Here is a 20,407-nt window from a genome sequence, read left to right on the forward strand (position 1 = left end):
CGTGGTGACGGGCAGTTCGCTCTTGCGAAACACCCAGGTACGTCTGCCACTATGTCTCAATGCCCCAGCAGCAGTCCTCCCTTGCGTTCTTCGATAACGCCAGCGCTCCGCACGACTTCACCGTCGTGCTTCGTGGCTACGACCGCAACCAGGTGGATGACCACCTGCAGCGGCTGGTAGCCGCCCTCACCCAGTCGGAGCAGGCTCGAGCTGAGGCCGAGCAGCGGATGAACGACGCGCAGCGCCGGCTCCGCCAAGCCGAGCAGCGGCTCAACGCGGTCGAACAGAAGCTCACCGACACGAACAAGCAGCTCGAGGAGAACAACCGGCCCACCCTCTCCGGCCTGGGGACCCGGGTGGAGCAGATCCTCCGGCTCGCCGAGGAACAGGCCAACGACCACCGCGGTGAGGCCAAGCGGGAGTCCGAGGGCATCCTCTCCGCGGCCCGGCTGGAGGCCCGGGAGATCACCGACAAGGCGCGGGCCGAGGCCGCCGCGATGAAGGCCGGGGCCGAGCGGGAGGCGGGCAGCGTCCGGACCGCAGCCGAGCGGGAGGCGGCCGAGGTCCGGGTGCAGGCCCGGCGCGAGGCGGACACGCTGCGGGCCGACGCGGACCGGGAAACCAAGCAGCTGCGCGCGGTCACCGCACACGAGGTCGCCGAGCTGAAGTCGACCGTGGAGCGTGAGGTCGCCACCCTGCGGGCCACCGCGGAGCGGGAGATCACCCAGCTGCGGGCCAAGGCGGCCCGGGAGGCCGAGGAGAAGCGGGCCGAGGCCACCAAGTTGCTCACCGACGCTCGCGACAAGCGGGACAAGGATCTGCAGGCGCTGGAGCTGCAGCTGGCCGAGCGCCGGGAGAAGGCCGAGCGGGAAGAGTCGGAACGGCACGCTGCCCAGGTCGCGCAGACCCAGCGGATGGTCGCCGAGGCCGAAGGGCGCGCCCGAGCCGCCGAAGACCGGGCAAAGGAGATCGAGCAGCGCGCCGAGGCACGCCGGATCGAGTCGGAGCGGTCCGCCCAGGAGACCGTGGACAAGGCGAAGTCGCTGGCGGACAAGACCCTCAGCGAGGCGCGCAGCGAAGCCAACCGGCTGCTCACCGAGGCCCGGACCGAGGCCGAGCTGACCACCCAGGCCGCTCGCCGCGAGGTCGAGGACCTGAACCGGCAGAAGGACGCGGTCACCTCGCAGCTGGGCCAGATGCTCTCCGGCCTGGCCGGGATCGTTCCCGGCGTGCCGCAGGGCGGCGCGGACAGCGGCAAGGCCAAGGCCGACGACAGCGCCGAGCCGGTCAACGCCAAGTCGGCGAGCTGACCACCCGGTGCCGCACCGTTGCGGTGCACTGACCACCTGAACCACACCGACGAAGGGCCGCGCCGTACCACCGGCGTGGCCCTTCGCGTTCGGTGCCCGGTCCCCTGCTGTACGTGTCCCTGCCAGCCTGCCGCCCGGGGGCGACGCGCCTGGTCACCGCCGGTGTTGCGGCATACCCGCTGAGCGAATGGTTCACACCTGGCAAATCATCCGAAGTGACGCGCGTCCTGTCAGGAGCATGGGTATCGCCCCGCAACAGGGCGTTGCGTGTGAGGATGGAGCCATGGCGCAAGGCGAAGAACTCTTCAACCTTGACGGGGACTCCGGGTCCGGGCCCAGCTTCGAGCTGGCGCTGCGGGGGTACGACAAACGTCAGGTCGACCGTTACATCGCCCGTACCGAGAACGAGCTGGCCACGCTCGGCGCGGAGCGGGAACAGATCTACGTGCAGATGCACACCCTGGCCGCGCAGATCGAGCAGCTCCAGGCGGATCTGACCGAGGCCCGGCGGGAAACCAGCTTCCTGGACCAGGTGTCGTTCCGGCACCTCGGCCCCCGGGTCGAGCAGATCCTCGGACTCGCCGAGGACCAGGCCGAAGAGATCCGGTTCAACGCCGCCGAGGAGATCGACTCCCGCCGCGCCGAGGCCGAGCAGGTGCTCGCCGACGCCCGGCAGCAGGCCGACACCGCGATGCGCGACTTCGAGCTGGCGCTCTCCGCCCGCCGCGCCGAGGAGGACCGCGCCAACGCCGCCCGCCGCGCCGAGGCCGAGGCGACCGTGACCAGCGCCCGCGAGGAGTCGGACAACCTGCGGGCAGCAGCCGAGGCGGCGCTGGTAGCCGCCCGGGAGGAGGCCGACCAGCTCATCGCCACCGCCCAGCAGCAGGCCGACGACGCGCTACACGCGGCGCGGCGCGAGGCCGACGACACCATCAAGGCCGCGCAGCGGGAAGCCAGGCAGACCGTCACCACCGCCCAGGAGCAGGCCAGCAACGCGGTCAGCACCGCCCAGGAGACCGCCGACCGGACCCTGGCCGACGCCCAGGCCGAGGCCGAACGGCTGGTCACCCAGGCCCGGATGGACGCCAGCCGGATGGTCACCACCGCCCAGGAGGAGGCAACCAACCTGCGCGAGGCCGCCGAGGCGGCGGTCGCCGCCGCCCGGCAGGACGCCGAACGGATTCGCACCGAGGGCGAGGCCGCCGCCGAGTCGGCCCGTCGGGAGGCCGCTCAGGCCGTCGAGCAGGCCACCGAGTACGTCACCCGGACCCACGCCGAGACTGACGCGTTCGTCGCGCAGACCCGCGCCGAGCTGGACCAGGAGCTCACCGCCCGACGTGACCAGGTCGAGCAGGAGGTGACCGCGCTGCGCAGTACCGCCGAAGCGGAGGTCGCCGAGTTGCGCGACGGCGTACAGCAGGAGGTCGACCGGCGCCGCGCAACGATGGAGCAGGAGATCGGCGAGTTGCGGGCCGCCGCCGAGCAGGAGGTGGAGCAGTGGCGCGACACCACCCAGGAGATCATCGCGAACCAGCGCGGTGAGGCCGAGGAGTACGCCACCCACATCCGCTCCCGGGCCGAGGAGCAGGCGGTGACCATCCGCCAGCAGGCCGAGGAGTACGCGTTGAGCACCCGGGGCAGCGCCGACGAGCACGCCGCCAGCGTTCGGCGCCTCTCCGAGGAGCACGCCGCGATCGCCCAGCGTCAGCTGGCCAGCAGTCAGCAGCAGGTGGCGTCCGCCCAGCGTGAGGTCGTCTCCGCCGGTCAGCAGCTCACCGAGGTACTGCAGGAGGTCGCCGAGGCGCAGCAGGCCCTCGCTGACCTGCGGCACCAGATGGTGCTCACCCGGCAGGAATCCGACGAGGCACGGCGCACGCTCAGTGCGGTCCAGGCCGAGCTGGCCACCGAACAGCAACGGCTCGCCGGGATGCGGGAACCAGAGCCGGCGGCGCAGGAATTGGCGCGGGAGCCAGAGCCGGCGGCGCAGGAGCTGGCACAGGAACCAGAGCCGGCGGAGCCGCAGCCCGAGACGGCCGCGCAGCAGGCCGAGCCGACAACGACGACTGTGCAGGCCCCGGAGGAGGCGTCGGAGGAGACCCTGCCGGTCGACGCGGTCCCGACCGAGGCGGTGTCGGTCGATCAGACCGCCGAGAAGGTCGCGGCGGGCGCGTCCGAGCGCAAGCGCCGTACCCACGCCTGACCCGGCCAGCCCCGACCGCCTATGATCCTGCCGTGCGGCCCGTCGATGATCCAGCGCCGACCGGGACGCGATGGATCAGTTTGGTGGGAACCGACCAGGTCGCGGCGCTGCGCGATTTCGTCGCCGGCTGGTACGCCGACATTCCGGTTCACCCCACTGAGCCCGGCGACGCCGATCTCGGTGGCACCGCGATACCGCCGCCGCTACGCGAGTTCTACCGGGCCGCCGCCGGGCGGGCGGTCGTGCACGGCGTGCAGAACTGCATCCGACCCGTCAGCCGGCTGATCCCGGACGCCGGCTGCTGGGTGAGCTTCGCCGATGAGAACCAGGGCGCCTTCACCTTGCGGTACCGGCCAGGGTCCGTCGACCCACCAGTGCGGTGCGACGACGGAGTCACGATGCGTGATGAGGCGCAGCCCCTGAGCGGCGTACTGCTGCAGTTCGTGCTCTCGGAGGCGGCGGTCGGCGCACGGGTCGGCGGATCCGGCTGGCTCGGACCGGCCGCGCTACGCCAGCTGACCTCGACGCTGCTGCCGGTGCCACTCGCTCCGGCCGGTTGGCGCGGCGGACCGGACAGCCTCCATGCCGGGCCCGGCCTGGTAGTGGCCGTCGCGGCCGCTGACTCCGACGGCGATCACCACGTGTTCGTCGGCGCCCGCCACCGGTCCGCGCTGGGCCTGCTGCGCCGGCTCGACCTGCCGTGGGAAGAGTTCGACGGCCCGGCGCCCACGGAGTAGGACAAGCAGCCCGGGGCCGGGCCGGGCTCACTCCTCGGTGAGCTGCCCGTCGCGCTCGACGTGGCGCTGCCCGGTGCGGGGGCAGACGTACCGGCCGTCGCCGTCCGCGACCAGCGGTACGCCGGCCCGGCCGACCCAGCCGACCCGACGCGCCGGCACCCCGACGACCAGGGCGAAGTCCGGGACGTCCCGGGTGACCACGGCACCGGCGGCGACCGTTGCCCAGCGGCCGATCCGCACCGGGGCGACGCAGACCGCCCGGGCACCGATCGCCGCGCCGGTGCCGATGGTGACACCGACCGCGGTCCAGTCGTCGCCGGTCTTCAGCCGCCCGTCCGGGGTGACCGCCCGGGGGTACTCGTCGTTGGTCAGCACCGCCGCCGGCCCGATGAACACTCCGTCGTCGAGTTGCGCCGGCTCGTAGACGAGGGCGTGGTTCTGCAGTTTCACGTTGTCGCCGAGCCGGACCCCCGGACCGACGTACGCCCCCCGGCCGATGATGCAGTTGCGGCCGACCGACGCGTCCTCGCGGACCTGGGCCAGGTGCCAGACGCGGGTGCCGGCACCGATACTCGCCGTGTCGGCCACGTCGGCGGAGCCGGCGACGGTGGCGGTGGCGGTGGCGGTGGCGGCGGTGGCGGTGGCGTCCGGGCGCGCTGCGGTTGCACTCATAAGCCGTGATCCTCCCTGGTCACCGGCAGTGTGTCAGAGCTGCCGGAGGTGCGGCGCACACGGTAGGGGGTCACCGGTGGCCACCAATGTCGGGAAACCGACCCTGTGCTGCGAAGCGGCCGACTCTCCGGCTGGAAGGAACCGACCATCCGGGCCGGCACTGGCCGACAGGTGGACCCGGGCCAACGAAGGTACCTCCTGACCGCGCGGTTGTGCCGGGTTTACGTCACAGTGCTGGCGTCGGCGTGGCAACGCTCGGTAGCTTCCCGAACGGACCCTCTCCGCCGGGCCCACCGGTGGGCCGCGCCCATCCGGCGGTGGCCCGGGTCGGCCCGGCTCCGCCCGGGTCAGCATGCCCCCCGACGAAATGGACATCCGTGACTCATCCGCCTGCCATGCCGGACGAGCCCATCGGCGTAGCCGTCATCGGCGCCGGCTACTGGGGCCCCAACCTGGTCCGCAACTTCATGTCCAGCCCGGCGTTCCGGCTGCGCTGGCTCTGTGACCTCGATCTCGGTCGGGCCCGCACGGTGCTCGGCGACTACTCGACGGTCGGTGCGACCGACGACCTGGCCCGGGTGCTCGCCGACGACTCGGTGCGTGCCGTGGCGATCGCCACGCCGGCCGGCACCCACCTCGAGGTCGCCCTCGCCGCGCTGCGCGCCGGCAAGCACGTGCTGGTCGAGAAGCCGCTCGCCGCCAACCACGCCGACGGGTCGCGGTTGGTCGCCGAGGCCGAGCAGCGCGGCCTGACGCTGATGTGCGACCACACCTACTGCTACACCCCGGCGGTGCTGCGGATCCGGGAGATGCTGCACTCCGGCGAGCTGGGCGAGCTGCACTACCTCGACTCGGTACGGATCAACCTGGGCCTGGTGCAGCGCGACATCGACGTCGTCTGGGACCTCGCCCCACACGACCTGTCCATTCTCGACTTCGTGCTGCCGCCGGGGGTACGGCCGGTGGCGGTCGCGGCGCACGGCGCCGACGGCATCGGCGCCGGCCGGGCCTGCGTGGCGTACCTCACGCTGCGGCTGAGCAGCGGCGCGATCGCCCACGTGCACGTCAACTGGCTGTCCCCGGTCAAGATCCGTACGACGATCATCGGCGGGTCGAAGCGGACCCTGGTCTGGGACGACCTCAACCCGGGCCAGCGACTCGCCCTGTTCGACCGGGGCGTCGACGTCGCCACCTCCGACGAACTCGGCACCGAGGCCCGCCGGGACATGCTGGTGTCGTACCGCTCCGGCGACATGGTCGCCCCGGCGCTGACCGAGCGGGAGGCGCTGCGCACCATGGTCGACGAATACGCCCGCGCCATCCGTACCGGCACCCCGGCGTTGACCGACGGCCGCTCCGGCCTGCGGGTGCTGGCCATCCTGGAAGCCGCCACCCGCAGCCTCGCCGCCGGCGGCACGATGATCCCGCTGGACGAGGAGCCCGCCGCATGACCGTCGCAGCCACTGCCGGGTCCACTCCCGGTGCCGCTCCCGCCGTCGACCTGGCCAACTCCACCGTCCTGGTCACCGGCGGCGCCGGCTTCATCGGCTCGCACCTGACCGAGCATCTCGTCTCGCTCGGCGCGCAGGTCGTGGTGCTGGACAACTTCCGCAACGGCACCCGGGAGAATCTGACGTTCCCCGGTGCCGAGTCGGTCCGGGTGATCGAGGGCGACATCTGCGACCCGCAGACCTGCCATGATGCGATGGCCGGGGTCGACGTGGTGTTCCACCTGGCCTGCCTCGGGGTACGCCACTCGCTGCACAGCCCGGTGGAGAACCACCAGGTCAACGCGCTCGGCACACTCAACGTGCTGGAGGCGGCGCGGGCCGCGCAGGTGTCCCGGCTGCTGTACGTGTCGACCTCGGAGATCTACGGCCGGGCCCTGGAGTTCCCGATCACCGAGCAGACCACCCCCTGGCCGCTGACCGTCTACGGCAGCAGCAAGCTCGCCGGTGAGCACTACGCCCGCTCGTACCTGGAGTGCTGGGGGCTGCCGGTGGTCTGCGTCCGGCCGTTCAACAACTACGGGCCGCGGTCGCACTTCGAAGGTGACTCCGGCGAGGTGATCCCCCGGTTCATCCTGCGGGCACTGGCCGGGCAGCCGCCGGTGGTCTTCGGCGACGGCAGCGTCACCCGCGACTTCCTGTATGTGAAGGACTGCGTCGAGACGCTGGCCCGGGTCGCCGAGTCGACCGAGCTGGTCGGCGAGGTGGTCAACCTCGGGTACGGCGAGGAGCTGGCCATCGGCCTGCTGGCCCGCACAGTGCTTGAGGCGGTCGGCCGAACCGACCTGCAACCGGTGTTCGAGCCGCCGCGCCCGGCCGACGTCCCCCGGCTCTGGGTGGACACCTCCAGACTGCGCAAGACGGTCGACTTCGCCCCCCGGGTGTCGTTGGCCGACGGCATCGGCCACACCCTCGAGTACTTCCAGCGGTTGCTGCGCGAGCAGCCCGGTGCGCTGGAGCGGATGCAGACCAGGAACTGGAGCCAGCCGGCATGAGCGAAACCAGTCCGCGCCGCATCCAGGTGATGCTGCCGATGCTCGGCGAAGAGGAGGAGCAGGCCGCCGCCGCGGCGATCCGCTCCGGCTGGGTGGCCCAGGGCCCCCGGGTGGCGCAGTTCGAACGCGAGTTCGCCGCCGTCGTCGGCGCCGACCACGGGGTGGCGGTCAGCTCCTGCACCACCGCGCTGCACCTGGCGCTGGTGCTGCACGGCGTCGGCCCCGGCGACGAGGTCGTCGTGCCGTCGCTGTCGTTCATCGCCACCGCGAACGCGGTCCGGCACGCCGGTGCCGAGCCGGTCTTCGCCGACGTCGACCTGGCCACCGGCAACCTGACCGTCGAGACGATCGAGGCGGTACGCACCCCGCGTACCCGGGCGGTGATCGCGGTCCACCAGGGCGGTATGCCGTTCGACACGGCCGCGCTGCGTACGGCCGCCGCCGGCTGGGGCCTGCCGCTGATCGAGGACGGTGCCTGCGCGGCCGGTTCCCGCGCGTACGGCCAGCCGGTGGGCGCCGGGGCGACGATCTCCGCCTGGTCGTTCCACCCGCGTAAGGTGATCACCACCGGCGAGGGCGGCATGCTGACCCTGGCCGACGCCGACGGTGCGGCCCGGCTGCGCCGGCTGCGCGAGCACGGCATGAACGTCTCCGCCGCCGACCGGCACGCCAGCGCCCAGCCGGTGCTGGAGGCGTACCTGGAGCCGGCGTTCAACTACCGGATGACCGACATCCAGGCGGCGGTCGGCCTGGTCCAGGTCGGCCGGCTGCCCGGTCTGGTCGCCGGCCGGCGGGCGCTCGCCGCCCGCTACCACCGGCTGCTCGCCGGCATCGACGGGCTGGTGCCGGTGGTCGACCCGGTGTACGGCGAGACCAACTTCCAGTCGTTCTGGGTGCGGATCGACCCGGAGTTCGGGGTCGGCCGTGACGACGTGCTCACCGGGCTGTCCGACGCCGGGGTGTCGGCCCGGCGCGGCATCATGGCCGCTCATCTGGAGCCGGCGTACGCCCACGTCACCCCGGCCCCGCTGCCGGTGACCGAGCGGCTGACCCGGGATTCGCTGATCCTGCCGCTGCACCACGCGCTCACCGAGGCCGACCAGGACCACATCGTCGCGGTGCTGCGCAAACTGGCCGGCCGATGAGGGACCTGCTGATCGTCGGGGCCGGCGGTTTCGCCCGGGAGACCGCGGCCGCTGTCGCGGCGGTCAACGCGGCGGCACCGACCTGGCGGCTGCTCGGTTACCTCGACGACGATCCGGCGTTGCACGGCACCCGGCGGGTCGGCGTACCGGTGATCGGCGGCACCGACCTGGTCGCCGAGCTGACCGACGCGGCCGTGCTGGTCTGCGTCGGCAACCCGCGTAACTACCGGTCCCGGCGGCGGCTGGTCGAGCGGTTCGGGCTGCCCCCGCAGCGGTACGCCACCATCGTGCACCCGGCCGCCCGGATCGGCGTCGGCTGCACCGTCGGGCCGGGCAGCGTGCTGCTGGCCGGCGTGGACCTGACCGCCGAGGTGGCCGTCGGTGCGCACGTCGCGGTGATGCCGCAGGTGGTGCTGACCCACGACAACGTGATCGGGCCGTACGCCACGATCGCCTCCGGGGTGCGCCTCGGCGGCGGGGTGCGGCTCGGCGACGGCGTCTACGTCGGTGCCGGCACGCTGCTGCGCGACGGGATCACCGTCGGTGCCTGGTCGCAGCTGGGCATGGGCTCGGTGGTGCTACGTGACGTACCTGCCGGCGAGGTGTGGGTCGGCGCGCCGGCCCGCTTCCTGCGCCGCGCCAACGCCCCGGTTGACGCCCCAGCCGACGCCCCGGTTGACGCCCCAGCCGACGCCCCGGTTGACGCCCCGGCCGGTCACCCCGCCGATCGAACGAACGAGTCGCAGTTGAGGAGTCACGCGTGAGCAGCATCCCCCTCGTCGACCTGGCCGCCGCCCACACCGAGGTGGCCGAGGAGGTCGACGCCGGTTTCAAGCGGGTCCTCGCCGGCACCGCGTTCATCGGCGGCACCGAGGTGGCCGCCTTCGAGGCCGAGTACGCCGCGTTCAGCGGCGTGCCGCACTGTGTCGGGGTGGCCAACGGCACCGACGCCCTGGAACTGGCCCTGCGGGCGGTCGGGGTCGGCCCGGGCAGCGAGGTGATCCTGCCGGCCAACACGTTCATCGCCACCGCCGAGGCGGTCGCCCGGGCCGGCGCCCGGGTGGTGCTGGTCGACTGCGACCCGGCGACGTACCTGATCGACGTGGACGCGGCACTGGCCGCGGTCACCCCGGCCACCCGGGCGATCGCCCCGGTGCACCTGTACGGTCAGCTCGCCGAGGTGGACCGGCTGCGCGCCGGGCTCGCCAGCTTGTCCGCTACCGGGCAGGAGATCGCGATCGTCGAGGACGCCGCGCAGTGCCAGGGGGCCACCCGGCACGGCCGGGGTGCCGGCGCCGACGGGATCGCCGCCACCAGCTTCTACCCCGGCAAGAACCTCGGCGCGTACGGCGACGCCGGCGCGGTGGTCACCGCCGACGCCCAGCTCGCCGCCGACGTCCGGCGGATGTCGGCGCACGGCAGCGTCCGCAAGTACGTGCACGAGGTGGTCGGCTTCAACAGCCGCCTCGACGGGCTGCAGGCGGTGGTGCTGCGGGCCAAGCTGGCCCGGCTGGCCGGCTGGAACGACCGACGGCGCGCCATTGCGGCCCGCTACCACGAGCTGCTGGCCGGCCTGGACGTGGTCCGGCCGGTGACGTTGGACGGCAACGTGCACGTCTGGCACATCTACTGTGTCCGGGTGCCCGGCGGAGCGGCCCGGCGGGACGCCGTGCTGGCCGCGTTGAACGCGGCCGGGATCGGCGCCGGCATCCACTACCCGGTGCCGGTGCACCTGACCCCGGCCTTCGCCGACCTCGGCTACCCGGCCGGGTCGTTCCCGCAGGCCGAGTCGACCGCGCCGGAGCTGCTGTCGCTGCCGATCTACCCGCAGCTGACCACCGGGCAGCAGGACCGGGTCGTCGAGGTGCTGGCCGCCGCGCTGGCGGGCTGACCGGAAAGTCCACCGTGTATGTCACCCTGCGCGACCGGCCCGACGCGGACCCGGGCGCCCCGGGCCGGGCCGTCGGCCGGCGGGTGTCCGGCACCGTGCTGCTGCTCGGCGCGGTCAGCCTGCTCACCGACGTCTCCTCGGAGATGGTCGCCTCGGTGCTGCCGCTGTACCTGACCGCGGTGGTCGGGCTCAGCCCGGTGGCCTACGGCTTCGTGGACGGCGTCTACCAGGGGGTCAGCGCGCTGGTCCGGATCGCCGGCGGGTACGCCGGGGACCGTGGTGGGCACCCGAAGTGGGTGGCGGTGGTCGGCTACGGGGCGTCGGCGCTGAGCCGGATCGCCATGTTGCCGGCGCAGGGGTTCGCCGCGATCACCGCGGTGATCACCACCGACCGGCTCGGCAAGGGGCTGCGCACCGCGCCCCGGGACGCGCTGATCGCCGCCTCGTCAGACCCGGCGATGCTGGGCCGGGCGTTCGGCGTGCACCGGGCGTTGGACACCTTCGGCGCCGCGCTCGGGCCGCTGGTGGCGTTCGCCCTGCTCGCCGCAGTCCCGGGCAGCTACGACTCGGTGTTCCTGGTGTCGTTCGCGTTCGCGGTGGTCGGCGTGGCGGTGCTGGTGCTGTTCGTGCCGAACCTGTCGACCACGGTGGGCGCGGTGCGCTTCGGCGTACGGCGGATGGTGGCCGAGGTGACCGGGGCCCGGCTGCGCCGGCCGCTGCTCGCCGCCGGCCTGCTCGGCCTGTCGACCGTCGGCGACGGGTTCCTCTACCTGACGTTGCAGGACCGCGACGACTTCGCCGCGTTGTACTTCCCGCTGCTGTTCGTCGGCACCAACGTGGCGTACCTGCTGTTGGCGGTGCCGATGGGCCGGCTGGCCGACCGGGTCGGCCGGGCGAAGGTGATGGTCGCCGGGCACGGCGCGCTGCTCGTCTGCTACCTGCTGGCCGCCGCGCCGGCCGGCGGCGTCGGGTTGACCGTCGCGGTGCTGCTGCTGCTCGGCGTCTTCTACGCCGCCACCGACGGGGTACTGCCGGCGCTGATCGCCCGGTTGGTGCCGGCCCCGGCCCGGGGCAGTGGGATCGCCGCCGCGCAGACGGTGGTGGTGCTGACCCGGTTCGTCTCGTCGATCGCGTTCGGTCTGCTGTGGTCGGTGACCGGTCCGGCCGGTGCGGCGCTGGTCTTCGCGGCGCTCCTGGCCGGCGGCATCCCGGTGGCCTGGTGGCTGCTGCGTGGCGTGGACCGCGCTCCGGCAGCCGGCGACGCCGTCGTACCGGCGGGTGGGAGGTCCTGATGGGGCTGCGGGTCCGGCTGACGGTCCTCGTCGCGATCGTGCTGCTGGTGACGTTCGGCGCCGGCGGGTACGTGTGGCAGGTCCGGCAGTCGCAGGCCCGGGTGCAGGCCGACGCCAGCCCGGTGCCGGTGCGGGCCGACGTGGCTGCGGTACGCGCCGAGGCGCACCTGGTGTTCCGCTCCACCGCGCTGGGCACCGGCTACGGCGAGGTCGCGATGACACCGCTGAGCGACCCGGACGGTCCACGGGCGCTGACCGGGGCGAGCTGCGAGCGGGTGTACGCCACCGACTCGCAGACTCTCTGCCTTTCCGCCGAGCGTGGGCTGCTCACCGTGTACCGGGCGCGGCTGCTGGACGCGGGGTTCGAGCCGAGGCTGGACCTGCCGTTGACCGGGATCCCGTCCCGGGCCCGGCTGTCGCGCGACGGTACGTTGGCCGCGACCACATCCTTTGTGGCCGGCGACTCCTACGCCAACCCGGGCGAGTTCTCCACCCGTACGGTGATCAGCCGCACCGACGGCGAGGTGGTCGGCGACATCGAACAGTTCCCGCTCTACGTCGACGGCGAGCCGGTCACCGCGGTCGACAAGAACCTGTGGGGGGTCACCTTCGCCGACGACGACCGGTTCTACGCCACCGCCGCGTCGGGCGGCCGGACCTGGCTGGTCGAGGGGAGCATCGGCGAGCGCCGGGTCGACGCGCTGCGGGAGGACGCCGAGTGCCCGTCGTTGTCGCCGGACCGGACCCGGGTGGTGTTCAAGAAGCGCGGCGACCTGCCGCCGGGCCAGTGGCGGTTGGCCGTATACGACCTGGCCACCGGCGCCGAGACCATGCTGGCCGAGACCCGCAGCGTCGACGACCAGGTCGAGTGGCTCGACGACGGGAACGTCGTCTACGGGCTGCCCCGCGACGCGGACGGCGGTGCAGCGACCAGTGACGTGTGGCAGGTCCCGGCGGACGGTTCGGGCGCACCGCAGGTACTGGTGCACGATGCCTGGTCACCGGCGGTGGTCCGGTGACCCGACGAAGGAGATCATCTTGACGGAGCTTGCCGTGGTCACCCCGAGCTTCGGCCCGGATTTCGAGTTGTGCGCCGCGTTGCACCGCTCGGTGCTGGCCCACTCCCCCGCCTCGGTGCGGCATCACATCATCGTGCCCCGGGCGGACCTGCCCCGCTTCGGGGCGCTGCGGGGCGACCGCACGGTGCTGCACGACGAGGCCGAGTTCCTGCCGTCGTCGGTCCGGTCGCTGCCGGGGACGAAATACTCGGTGAACCTGCGCCGGCCGTTCCCGCCGCTACGCGGCTGGATCCTGCAGCAGGTGATCAAGTTGTCGGCGGCGGCCCGGATCCCGGCGGACGTCGTGGTGCTGGTCGACTCGGACATCGAGTTCGTCCGGCCGTTCTCCGCAGCGACCTTCCGCCGCGACGACGTCGTACGGTTCTACCGCCAACCGGACGAGGTCGACCAGCGGCTGCCCCGACATGTCCGATGGCACGAGGTGGCCCGCGCGTTGCTGGGGTTGCCGGCGCAGTCGCCACCGTACCCGGACTACGTCTCGTCCCTGCTGGCCTGGGATCCGGTGATCGTCCGGGGGTTGCTGCAGCGGATCGAGTCGGTCACCGGGCGACGGTGGGCCGATGTCGTCGGGGCACAGCTGCACTTCTCCGAGTGGACGCTGTACGGGGTCTACGTCGACGAGGTGCTCGGCGGTCAGGCCGCGACCGGATTCGCCACCACCGACAGCCGGTGCCACGCGTACTGGGAAGAGGTGCCGCTCGACGAGTCGTCGGTGGCCCGTTTCGTCGCCGGGATCGGCCCGGACGACGTGGCCGTGATGATCTCGGCGAAGTCGCGGACGCCGCTGGAGCTGCGCCGCGCGGCGATCACCGCGCTCACCGGCTGAGCGGCCGGTCAGTACGCGCCGCAGCTCGAGCCGCCGTCGACCCGGTAGACATGCACGGCGTTGCCGTCGATGAACGAGTCGGTGAACTGGCCGTCGTCGGCGAGCAGGGTGCGGTCCTCGTCGAGCACGGTGATCCGGGCGTCACCGACGCACGGCAGTTGGAACGTCGCCTCGGCGACGCTGCCGCCGGCCGAGCTGGCAAGCAGGTAGAAGTGGCCGTCGTACCACTTGGTGGCCAGGTCGACTCCGGTGGAGACGCTGGCCACCCCGTCGGCGTACGGGGCGTTGAGCACCGGCGCGAGCCGGGTGATCCGGTCGTTGACCGCAGCCACGGCCGACCGCACCGGCGCGTAGCAGGGTTCCCGCAGGGCGTGCTGGCTCTGGCAGGGGCCGCTGAAGCTGTGGTTGAAGTAGACGATGCCCCGGGCGCCGTGGATGATGCTGCTCCAGACCGCCGCGACGACCTGCTCCGGGGCGATCGTCGGATAGTGCTCCTCGTTGAACGGACGCCCGACCTCGACGAAGCTCCAGACCGGTCGGCTGCCGGGCGGCGAGACCAGGGACCGGACCCGGTCGACGGTACGGCCGTAGTTCGCGGCCCGGTGGCACAGCTCGGCGGGCAGCCGCTCGGCTCCGTCGACGGTGGTGAGCTGATCGGGGTCGAAGAACCGGCCGCCTTCGCTGTGCCCGCAGATGCCACGGTCGGTGAACCAGTAGGTGTCGACCGACACGATGTCGGCGAACTCGTTGACGAAGCGGGCGGCATCGGCGTCGCTCTGCCAGAACGCTACGCCCTTGCCGTAGTTGACCATCCGCAGCCGCTGGTCCTCCGGCAGCCGGTCGAGGATGTCACGCTGCACGGTGTAGCCGCACTCGCCGTCGGCCGGTTGGCAGATGTCGCCCTGCCCCGGGAAGTTGCCGGTCCAGGGGTCGTCGCCGGGCCCGGCCCACATGTCGGCCTCGTCCGAGATCAGCCAGCCGCCGGTCTCGTCACCGTGTTCGCCGATCGGGCTGGTGATCGTGTGCATCCCGGCGGCCCGGACCAGGTCGAGGTTTGTGGTGCCGGTCAGCTCGACGTAGGTATTGAGGCCGATCTCGGCGTCCTTGGCGGTGTCGGCGGGGTCGGTGACGCTCTCCAGCCAGACGCCGATCGGAAAGAACTCGGGACCGGTGGGCAGTGACGGGGAGAAGCGGTCGTAGAAGTCCGGGCCGCCGTCGACCGGGTGCAGCGTCGCACCGGCGCCACCCGCGGTGGCGACCGTACCGGGGGCGATCCCGGCGGCGACCGGACCGCGGACGGTGCCACCGATCGCCCACGCTGTACCGGCGACGACGAGCGCGCCGACGACGATGCTGGCGATCAGGATCCAGCGCCGGCGCGGGCGGGGTCCGGTAGCGACGACCATGGACGACCTTTCGAACGGTACCTGCCAGCACCGAGGGCGGCGCCGACCAGCAGTAGTCGGACAACCACCCTGAGCGGAACATCCGATGCTAACAACAGCCGGCGTCGGCAACCGCCCGCTTTGTCCACTACAGTCCGTGTTCGGTGGCCACCTGTCCGGCAACCGACAGTAGTCGAAGCGGTGGTGGCGGCCGGGTACGATCACGCCGGTACCCGACCCCCGCTGCGGAGTTCTCACGTGATCAACCGTCTCGCGGACCAGGCCAAGGGCCTGGTCCGGTCCCGCCTTACGGCGGCAGAGCTCAACCGGCGGCAGGTCCCGACCTTCCGGACCACCGACGTACGGACCGGCACACCGACCGTCTACTACCTCGCGCCGGACAACCCGCGGCCCAGCGGCGGGGTACGGGTCATCTATCGCCATGTCGACCTGCTCAACGACATGGGCATCCGGGCGTACGTCATGCACAAGGACCCGGCGTTCCGCTGCACCTGGTTCGCCAACCAGACACCCGTCGTCGCGGCCACGAACGCCACCCTCGGCCCGACCGACATCCTCGTCGTCCCCGAGTGGTACGGACCCGGTCTGACCACGATCCCGCGCGGGCCACGCCTCGTGGTGTTCAACCAACGGGCGTACGACACCTTCGACCACATCCCGTACCCGGATACCAGCCCCGGTGCGCCCTACGCCGGCCTGCCCGGGATGACCGCGCTGCTGGCCGTCTCGCACGACAACGTCGAACTGCTCAGCCACGCCTTCCCCGACATCCCGGTGCGGCTGACCCGCAACGTGGTCGACCCCGACGTGTTCGCTCTCGGCAGCTGGCCCCGGCGACGGCACATCGCGTACGTCGGGCACCGGCGGGCCGGCGAACGCGACCAGTTGCTGCACATCCTGCGGTCCCGCCGGGTGCTGGACGGTTGGGAGGTCACCCGGATAGCCGGACGCACCGAGCAACAGACCGCGGAGATCATGCGCGACTGCGCCATCTTTCTGAGCTTCAGCGACCGGGAGGGGTTCGGTATGCCGCCGGCCGAGGCGATGTCCTGCGGCGCGTACGTGGTCGGCTACCCCGGCCTGGCCGGCCGCGAGTTCTTCGACCCGGCCCACTGCGCGCCGGTGCCCGACGGAGACCTGTTGGCCTTCGCCCGCGCCGTCGAACACGCCTGCGCCGCCTGGGCCAGTGAACCGGAGACCCTGGCCAAGCGGGCGGCGGCCGCCTCGGCGGCGATTCGCGACCGTTACACCGTCGCCGGCCTGCGCGACGACCTGACCGCCTTCTACCGCCCGCTGCTGACCCCCGGCTGACCGCCCCGCACGGCCCCCGCCCTGCCGGTCCCCCGCACGGCCCGCCCTGCCGGTCCCCCGCACGGCCCGCCCTGCCGGTCCCCCGCCCGGCACCGGGGCCGCACCGGCCCGCTCGGTCGTCAGATGCCGTGCCGGGTCCAGGTGCGGTAACGGGCGTCGTTGCGCAGTCGACGCTGCACCACGCTGGCGGCGAAGCCCGGCACCAGCGGGGCGAACCGTGGACCGACCGCCCGGCGCCGCTGCAGCCCGGCCCAGTGCGGCAACTGCTCCGCAGCCGGATACGTCTCCCGGGCGAACTCCACGTACCACTCGACCGGCTCGCGGTCGGTCAGCCGCCGGTCGTAGGCGTGGCATGCCGATTCGAGAGCCTCGGTGGCCAACGCCCGACGGGCCAGGTCGTGCAGCTCCCGGGCCCGGGGCAAGCCGCCACCGGGACCGTCGAACAGCACGTCGAAGGCGGTCCGCCGCTCGATCAGGTCGGTCCGCCGGCCGGACGCGGCGGTGACGCTGACGCTGGCCGCGTGTTCCCGGTGCCAGGCCTGGTCGGCACCGTCGACGTGGCCGACGTCGGAAACCGCCGCCACCCGCATCCAGGCCTCCATGTCGCAGGCGTAGCGCATCCGGCTGTCCCACGGGCCGACCTCGGCGTAGACGCTGGCCCGGACCACCGCCTCGGGAGTGGTGATGCAGTTGACGCCCAACCGGCACCGCTGTGCGATCCAGTCCTCGCCGGACCAGATCGTCCAACCGGTGACCTCGGACCGGAACTCGGTCGGCACCGCCCCGTGGAAGTGCACCGGATGGCCGTACACCAGACCGACCTCGGGGAACTCGTCGAACAGCCGCGTCGCGCGGGTCAGCGCCCCCGGGGTCAGCAGGTCGTCCGCGTCGAGCCGGACGACGAACTCCCCCGTCGCCACCGCCAACCCGTCGTTGAACGCCACGCAGGGCCCGTGGTTGGTCTCGTTGTGCACCACGACCAGCCGAGGTTCGTCGGCCCGGAGGGTGGCCAGCACCTGCCGGGTGTCGTCGGTGGAGCAGTCATCCACGACGACCACCTCGACCTCGACGCCCTGCTGGGAGAGCGCGCTGCCGATGCTCGACGGCAGGAACCGCCCGTAGTTGTAGCTCGGGATGATCACCGACACCCGTGGCGTACGGGCCGGATCACCGGCCGGGACCGGTGCCGGCACCCGGGTGCGGGGCAGCAGCGCGCGGCGGGCTGGCAGAGACACGTACACCTCTCTCAGGGTCGGACCGCCGTGGCGAGCGGCGTCGTCGGGGCAGGCGGCACCGGCGGGGGCGGATCCGTTGCCGGGCCGCCGTCACTCGATCCACGGTCGTCTGGCTCGCCGCCGCCCGGCTGGTCGGCCACCTGGTCGGCGACCTGGCCGGCCGCCTTGAGGTCCCGCAGCCGGCGCCGCAGCCAGGGCAGCAACGGCCCGGCGAACGCCACGGTCATCACGGCACCGCCGGCCAGCAACTGCCACAGCGCGCCCGGCACGGTACGCACCACCAGCAGGCCGAGCGCCACCGCAGGCACCGCCACGGCCAGCGGCAGCACCAGCGCGCCGGCCAACGCCCGCAGCCGGACCCCGTGCCGACGCAGCGCGAACGCGTACATCGGCAGGATGATCAGCGCGCAGACCAGCGCATGCCCGAACCCGGCGCCGACCAGGCCGTACCAGCGCACCCCGAAGATCACCGCGGGGAAGAGCGCGGCCAGCCAGACCACCTGGGCGACGAACAACGCCCGGCTCGCGCCGACCGCGATCAGGAAGGTCGCCACCAGGTCGAACAGCACCCGGAACGCCCCGAAGAAGGCCAGACCGGCCAACGCGTCGGCCGCCATCGACCAGCGTTGGCCGTACAGCAACGGCACCACGACACTGGCCAACCCGGACAGCAGTACGCCGACGAGCAGCGCGACGGTCCAGGTCAACGCGGCGGCCGAGACGAATCCGGCGGCCTTACGCCGGGGGTCGGTCACGGTGGCGAAGGCCGGCAGCGCCACCGCCCGGATCGCCACCCCGAGGGCGCTCATCGGCCACGTGGAGATGTTGAACGCCAGGGTGTAGAGGCCGAGCATCACCGTTCCGGCGGTGGCGCCGACGGTCAGGTGACCGACGTTCATCACCACCCAGGACAGTACGTTGGCGCCGGCCAACGGCACGCCGAACCGGATCAGGCTGTGGGCCACCGCCGAGTCGAACCCGAACGTCGGCCGGGACCGGGTCAGCACGAACTGCAGTACGGTGACCATCGACTGGGCGACCACCCGGGAGATCGCCAGCGACATCGCCCCGAACCCGAGCAGCACCAGGGCGACCGTGACCGTGGTGCTCACCACCAGGCTGGCGCCGTCGAGGCCAAGCTGGGCCCGTTGCCGGAACTCCCGCTGCATGACCGCGTACGGCACCACCGACAGGCCGCTGAGCACCAGGGTCAGCGACATCACCTGCACCACCGGGGTGGCCTGCGGGCTGTCCATCGCCGCCGACACCGGCCCGGCGGCCAGCGACATCGCACCGGCCAGGCCCAGGCTGGTCAGCAACGAGATGGTGGTGACGGTGCCGGCGCGGCCCTGCACCCCGTGCCGGATGATGTCCGCGCTCATCCCGAGGTCGGCCAGGGACATCACGATGGTCTGCACGGTCAGCGCGACCGCGAAGACACCGAACTCCTCCGGAGCGAGCAGCCGGGCCAGCAGGACGCCGACGCCGAGGCTGCCGATCCGCAGGGCGATGCTGTTCAGGGTGCTCCACGCGAGGGCGCGCTTGACCCGGGCACCGAGCGGGGCCGGTGCGGCTGCGTCAGCTGTCACTACCGCTCCCGGCCGCGGTCCGCCCGGCGGCGAACCGCTGTCGGGCCAGACTCGCCTTGAAGTTGAGCAGATGGGCGGTCGGATGGGCCATGGCTCCGGCCCGGCGCGGCAGGTTCAGCCGTTGCTCCACGGCGCGGGCGTAGATGTCCGTCTGCCGCCGGCCGGCGGCCTGCAGACTGAACCGCTCGACGACGGTACGGCGGCCGAACTCGCCCAGCTCGGCCCGCTGCCGCGGGTCGGCGGTGCCGAGTTCGGTGAGCGCGGCGGCGACCCGGCCGGTGCCGTCGGTGCCGTCGCCGAGACCGTAGAACCCCTGGTCGAGAAAGACCGGCAGGGTCTGCGGGGTGAGCGGTAGCCAGAACCCCTGCTCGCCCTGCACGACGACCGGCTTGGCGAAGGCCATTGCCCGCAACGCCGACGACCCCATGCCGATGACGATGTCGGCGGCGGCGTACGCGTCGTGCGGGTCGAGCATCGCGCCGGTGAGGGTGACCACCTCTGCGCCCCGCTCGGCGTTGGCCTTGTCGGCCGCCTGCTGGATCTCGGCGCGGGCCTCGCCGTCGCCGACGATCAGCAGCCGCATCCGCAGCGCCGGGTCGATGCCGACCATCGCCCGGGTCGCGGCGAGCAGTCCTTCGAGTTTGAGTGCCGCCGCCAACCGGGACACCGACACCACAGCGATCTCGTCGGCGGCGATGCCGAGGGCATGCCGGGCCGGCCCGGGATCGGTGACCGGAGCGTTGGCGTCGGTGTCGATGGGCGGTTCGATGACGTGCACCTCGGCCCGGTGTGGGCGTTCCTGGGCGGCGATCTGCTCGGTGCCGACGATCAGCGGCAGGTGCCGGGGCACCCAGGCCGGGACCTCCATGGAGAGCACGGTGACCACGAGCGGCACCCCCTGGCGCAGGTACGCGCCGTAGGCTGCCTCCAGGCTGGGTGCCCACTCGTAGGCGTGCACCAGGTCGATGCGGCGGTGCCGGACGACGTCGGCGATGGCGGCGACGTTGCGCGGTGACGGCGCCTCGCCCTTCGGCGGTGCCTGGACGAACTCCAGGCCCCACTCGTCGACCATGCTCCGCAGCTCGCCGTCCGGACCGTAGATGATCACCTCGTGCCCGAGCCCGGCCACTGTCGCCGCGATCTCGATGGCGTTGATCTGGCTCCCGCCGATCTCCATCGTGTGCAGGCAAGTGAGGATACGCACCTAGTGT

General features: G+C 72.6%; 17 protein-coding genes. 12 read left to right on the forward strand and 5 right to left on the reverse strand.

All coding sequences use genetic code 11. The features are described 5' to 3' along the window. The first annotated feature begins 59 nt into the window (after positions 1–59). From ACN27J_RS13650 to ACN27J_RS13660, 3 genes are all read left to right on the forward strand, one after another. Positions 60–1,310 (forward strand): DivIVA domain-containing protein, encoded by a 1,251-nt coding sequence (locus ACN27J_RS13650; RefSeq protein ID WP_278171114.1) that lies wholly within the window; start codon positions 60–62, stop codon positions 1,308–1,310. Between the two features lie 283 nt (positions 1,311–1,593). Beyond that, on the forward strand, positions 1,594–3,510 hold the full coding sequence (locus ACN27J_RS13655; protein ID WP_421366535.1) for a hypothetical protein: 1,917 nt from the start codon (positions 1,594–1,596) through the stop codon (positions 3,508–3,510). Positions 3,511–3,593: 83 nt separating this feature from the next. Next, positions 3,594–4,247, forward strand: coding sequence for a hypothetical protein (locus ACN27J_RS13660; RefSeq protein WP_421366537.1), 654 nt, complete (start codon positions 3,594–3,596; stop codon positions 4,245–4,247). 27 nt (positions 4,248–4,274) lie between these two features. Here ACN27J_RS13660 and ACN27J_RS13665 read toward each other — a convergent pair whose 3' ends face one another. After that, entirely contained in the window at positions 4,275–4,919 is a 645-nt protein-coding gene (locus ACN27J_RS13665) for an acyltransferase (RefSeq protein WP_421366539.1), read from the reverse strand. Positions 4,920–5,314: 395 nt separating this feature from the next. Between ACN27J_RS13665 and ACN27J_RS13670 the strand changes: the two genes are divergently transcribed. The 8 genes from ACN27J_RS13670 to ACN27J_RS13705 are packed head-to-tail and all read left to right on the forward strand — an operon-like array spanning position 5,315 to position 13,655. Next, positions 5,315–6,370, forward strand: a complete 1,056-nt coding sequence (locus tag ACN27J_RS13670; protein ID WP_421366541.1) for a Gfo/Idh/MocA family protein — start codon at positions 5,315–5,317, stop codon at positions 6,368–6,370. Further along, positions 6,367–7,422 (forward strand): NAD-dependent epimerase/dehydratase family protein, encoded by a 1,056-nt coding sequence (locus ACN27J_RS13675; RefSeq protein ID WP_421366543.1) that lies wholly within the window; start codon positions 6,367–6,369, stop codon positions 7,420–7,422. The genes ACN27J_RS13670 and ACN27J_RS13675 overlap by 4 nt, the downstream gene beginning before the upstream one ends. Continuing rightward, the gene (locus ACN27J_RS13680) at positions 7,419–8,567 is read left to right on the forward strand and encodes a DegT/DnrJ/EryC1/StrS family aminotransferase (RefSeq protein ID WP_421366544.1); all 1,149 of its coding nucleotides are present in this window, start codon (positions 7,419–7,421) and stop codon (positions 8,565–8,567) included. The genes ACN27J_RS13675 and ACN27J_RS13680 overlap by 4 nt, the downstream gene beginning before the upstream one ends. Continuing rightward, entirely contained in the window at positions 8,564–9,331 is a 768-nt protein-coding gene (locus ACN27J_RS13685; protein WP_421366546.1) for an acetyltransferase, read from the forward strand. Before ACN27J_RS13680 ends, ACN27J_RS13685 begins: the two co-directional genes overlap by 4 nt. Beyond that, positions 9,328–10,458 (forward strand): DegT/DnrJ/EryC1/StrS family aminotransferase, encoded by a 1,131-nt coding sequence (locus ACN27J_RS13690; protein WP_421366547.1) that lies wholly within the window; start codon positions 9,328–9,330, stop codon positions 10,456–10,458. Before ACN27J_RS13685 ends, ACN27J_RS13690 begins: the two co-directional genes overlap by 4 nt. A 14-nt stretch (positions 10,459–10,472) precedes the next feature. After that, positions 10,473–11,750 carry an MFS transporter gene (locus ACN27J_RS13695; protein ID WP_421366549.1) on the forward strand — a complete coding sequence of 426 codons (1,278 nt, stop codon included), beginning with the start codon at positions 10,473–10,475 and terminating at the stop codon, positions 11,748–11,750. Beyond that, a complete protein-coding gene (locus tag ACN27J_RS13700) occupies positions 11,750–12,769 on the forward strand; it encodes a hypothetical protein (RefSeq protein WP_421366551.1) in 1,020 nt (339 codons plus the stop codon). Before ACN27J_RS13695 ends, ACN27J_RS13700 begins: the two co-directional genes overlap by 1 nt. A gap of 19 nt (positions 12,770–12,788) precedes the next feature. Beyond that, positions 12,789–13,655 carry a DUF6492 family protein gene (locus ACN27J_RS13705; protein ID WP_421366553.1) on the forward strand — a complete coding sequence of 289 codons (867 nt, stop codon included), beginning with the start codon at positions 12,789–12,791 and terminating at the stop codon, positions 13,653–13,655. A gap of 8 nt (positions 13,656–13,663) precedes the next feature. Here ACN27J_RS13705 and ACN27J_RS13710 read toward each other — a convergent pair whose 3' ends face one another. Further along, a complete protein-coding gene (locus ACN27J_RS13710) occupies positions 13,664–15,061 on the reverse strand; it encodes a hypothetical protein (protein WP_421366555.1) in 1,398 nt (465 codons plus the stop codon). Between the two features lie 237 nt (positions 15,062–15,298). Here ACN27J_RS13710 and ACN27J_RS13715 point away from each other — a divergent pair, with 237 nt between their 5' ends. Further along, positions 15,299–16,372 carry a glycosyltransferase gene (locus ACN27J_RS13715; RefSeq protein ID WP_421366558.1) on the forward strand — a complete coding sequence of 358 codons (1,074 nt, stop codon included), beginning with the start codon at positions 15,299–15,301 and terminating at the stop codon, positions 16,370–16,372. A gap of 119 nt (positions 16,373–16,491) precedes the next feature. Here the strand turns inward: ACN27J_RS13715 and ACN27J_RS13720 are convergent, their stop codons facing one another. Genes ACN27J_RS13720 through ACN27J_RS13730 form a run of 3 tightly spaced genes read right to left on the reverse strand, consistent with a single transcriptional unit; the run spans position 16,492 to position 20,400 of the window. Continuing rightward, a complete protein-coding gene (locus tag ACN27J_RS13720; RefSeq protein ID WP_421366560.1) occupies positions 16,492–17,607 on the reverse strand; it encodes a glycosyltransferase family 2 protein in 1,116 nt (371 codons plus the stop codon). An 11-nt stretch (positions 17,608–17,618) separates the two neighbouring features. Further along, positions 17,619–19,196 (reverse strand): lipopolysaccharide biosynthesis protein, encoded by a 1,578-nt coding sequence (locus tag ACN27J_RS13725; protein ID WP_421366562.1) that lies wholly within the window; start codon positions 19,194–19,196, stop codon positions 17,619–17,621. Continuing rightward, positions 19,186–20,400: a glycosyltransferase gene (locus ACN27J_RS13730; RefSeq protein WP_421366564.1), complete on the reverse strand. Its 1,215-nt coding sequence runs from the start codon at positions 20,398–20,400 to the stop codon at positions 19,186–19,188. Before ACN27J_RS13730 ends, ACN27J_RS13725 begins: the two co-directional genes overlap by 11 nt. Positions 20,401–20,407: the final 7 nt, after the last annotated feature.

Source organism: Solwaraspora sp. WMMB762 (assembly GCF_049179115.1).
GTDB lineage: Bacteria > Actinomycetota > Actinomycetes > Mycobacteriales > Micromonosporaceae > Micromonospora_E.

Bases quoted from the DNA above. Each gene is read 5' to 3' on its own strand.
- ACN27J_RS13675 (WP_421366543.1), top strand. From the start codon at position 6,367: ATGACCGTCGCAGCCACTGCCGGGTCCACTCCCGGTGCCGCTCCCGCC.
- ACN27J_RS13710 (WP_421366555.1), bottom strand. From the start codon at position 15,061: ATGGTCGTCGCTACCGGACCCCGCCCGCGCCGGCGCTGGATCCTGATC.
- ACN27J_RS13700 (WP_421366551.1), top strand. From the start codon at position 11,750: ATGGGGCTGCGGGTCCGGCTGACGGTCCTCGTCGCGATCGTGCTGCTG.
- ACN27J_RS13680 (WP_421366544.1), top strand. From the start codon at position 7,419: ATGAGCGAAACCAGTCCGCGCCGCATCCAGGTGATGCTGCCGATGCTC.
- ACN27J_RS13665 (WP_421366539.1), bottom strand. From the start codon at position 4,919: ATGAGTGCAACCGCAGCGCGCCCGGACGCCACCGCCACCGCCGCCACC.
- ACN27J_RS13650 (WP_278171114.1), top strand. From the start codon at position 60: ATGCCCCAGCAGCAGTCCTCCCTTGCGTTCTTCGATAACGCCAGCGCT.
- ACN27J_RS13670 (WP_421366541.1), top strand. From the start codon at position 5,315: ATGCCGGACGAGCCCATCGGCGTAGCCGTCATCGGCGCCGGCTACTGG.
- ACN27J_RS13685 (WP_421366546.1), top strand. From the start codon at position 8,564: ATGAGGGACCTGCTGATCGTCGGGGCCGGCGGTTTCGCCCGGGAGACC.
- ACN27J_RS13655 (WP_421366535.1), top strand. From the start codon at position 1,594: ATGGCGCAAGGCGAAGAACTCTTCAACCTTGACGGGGACTCCGGGTCC.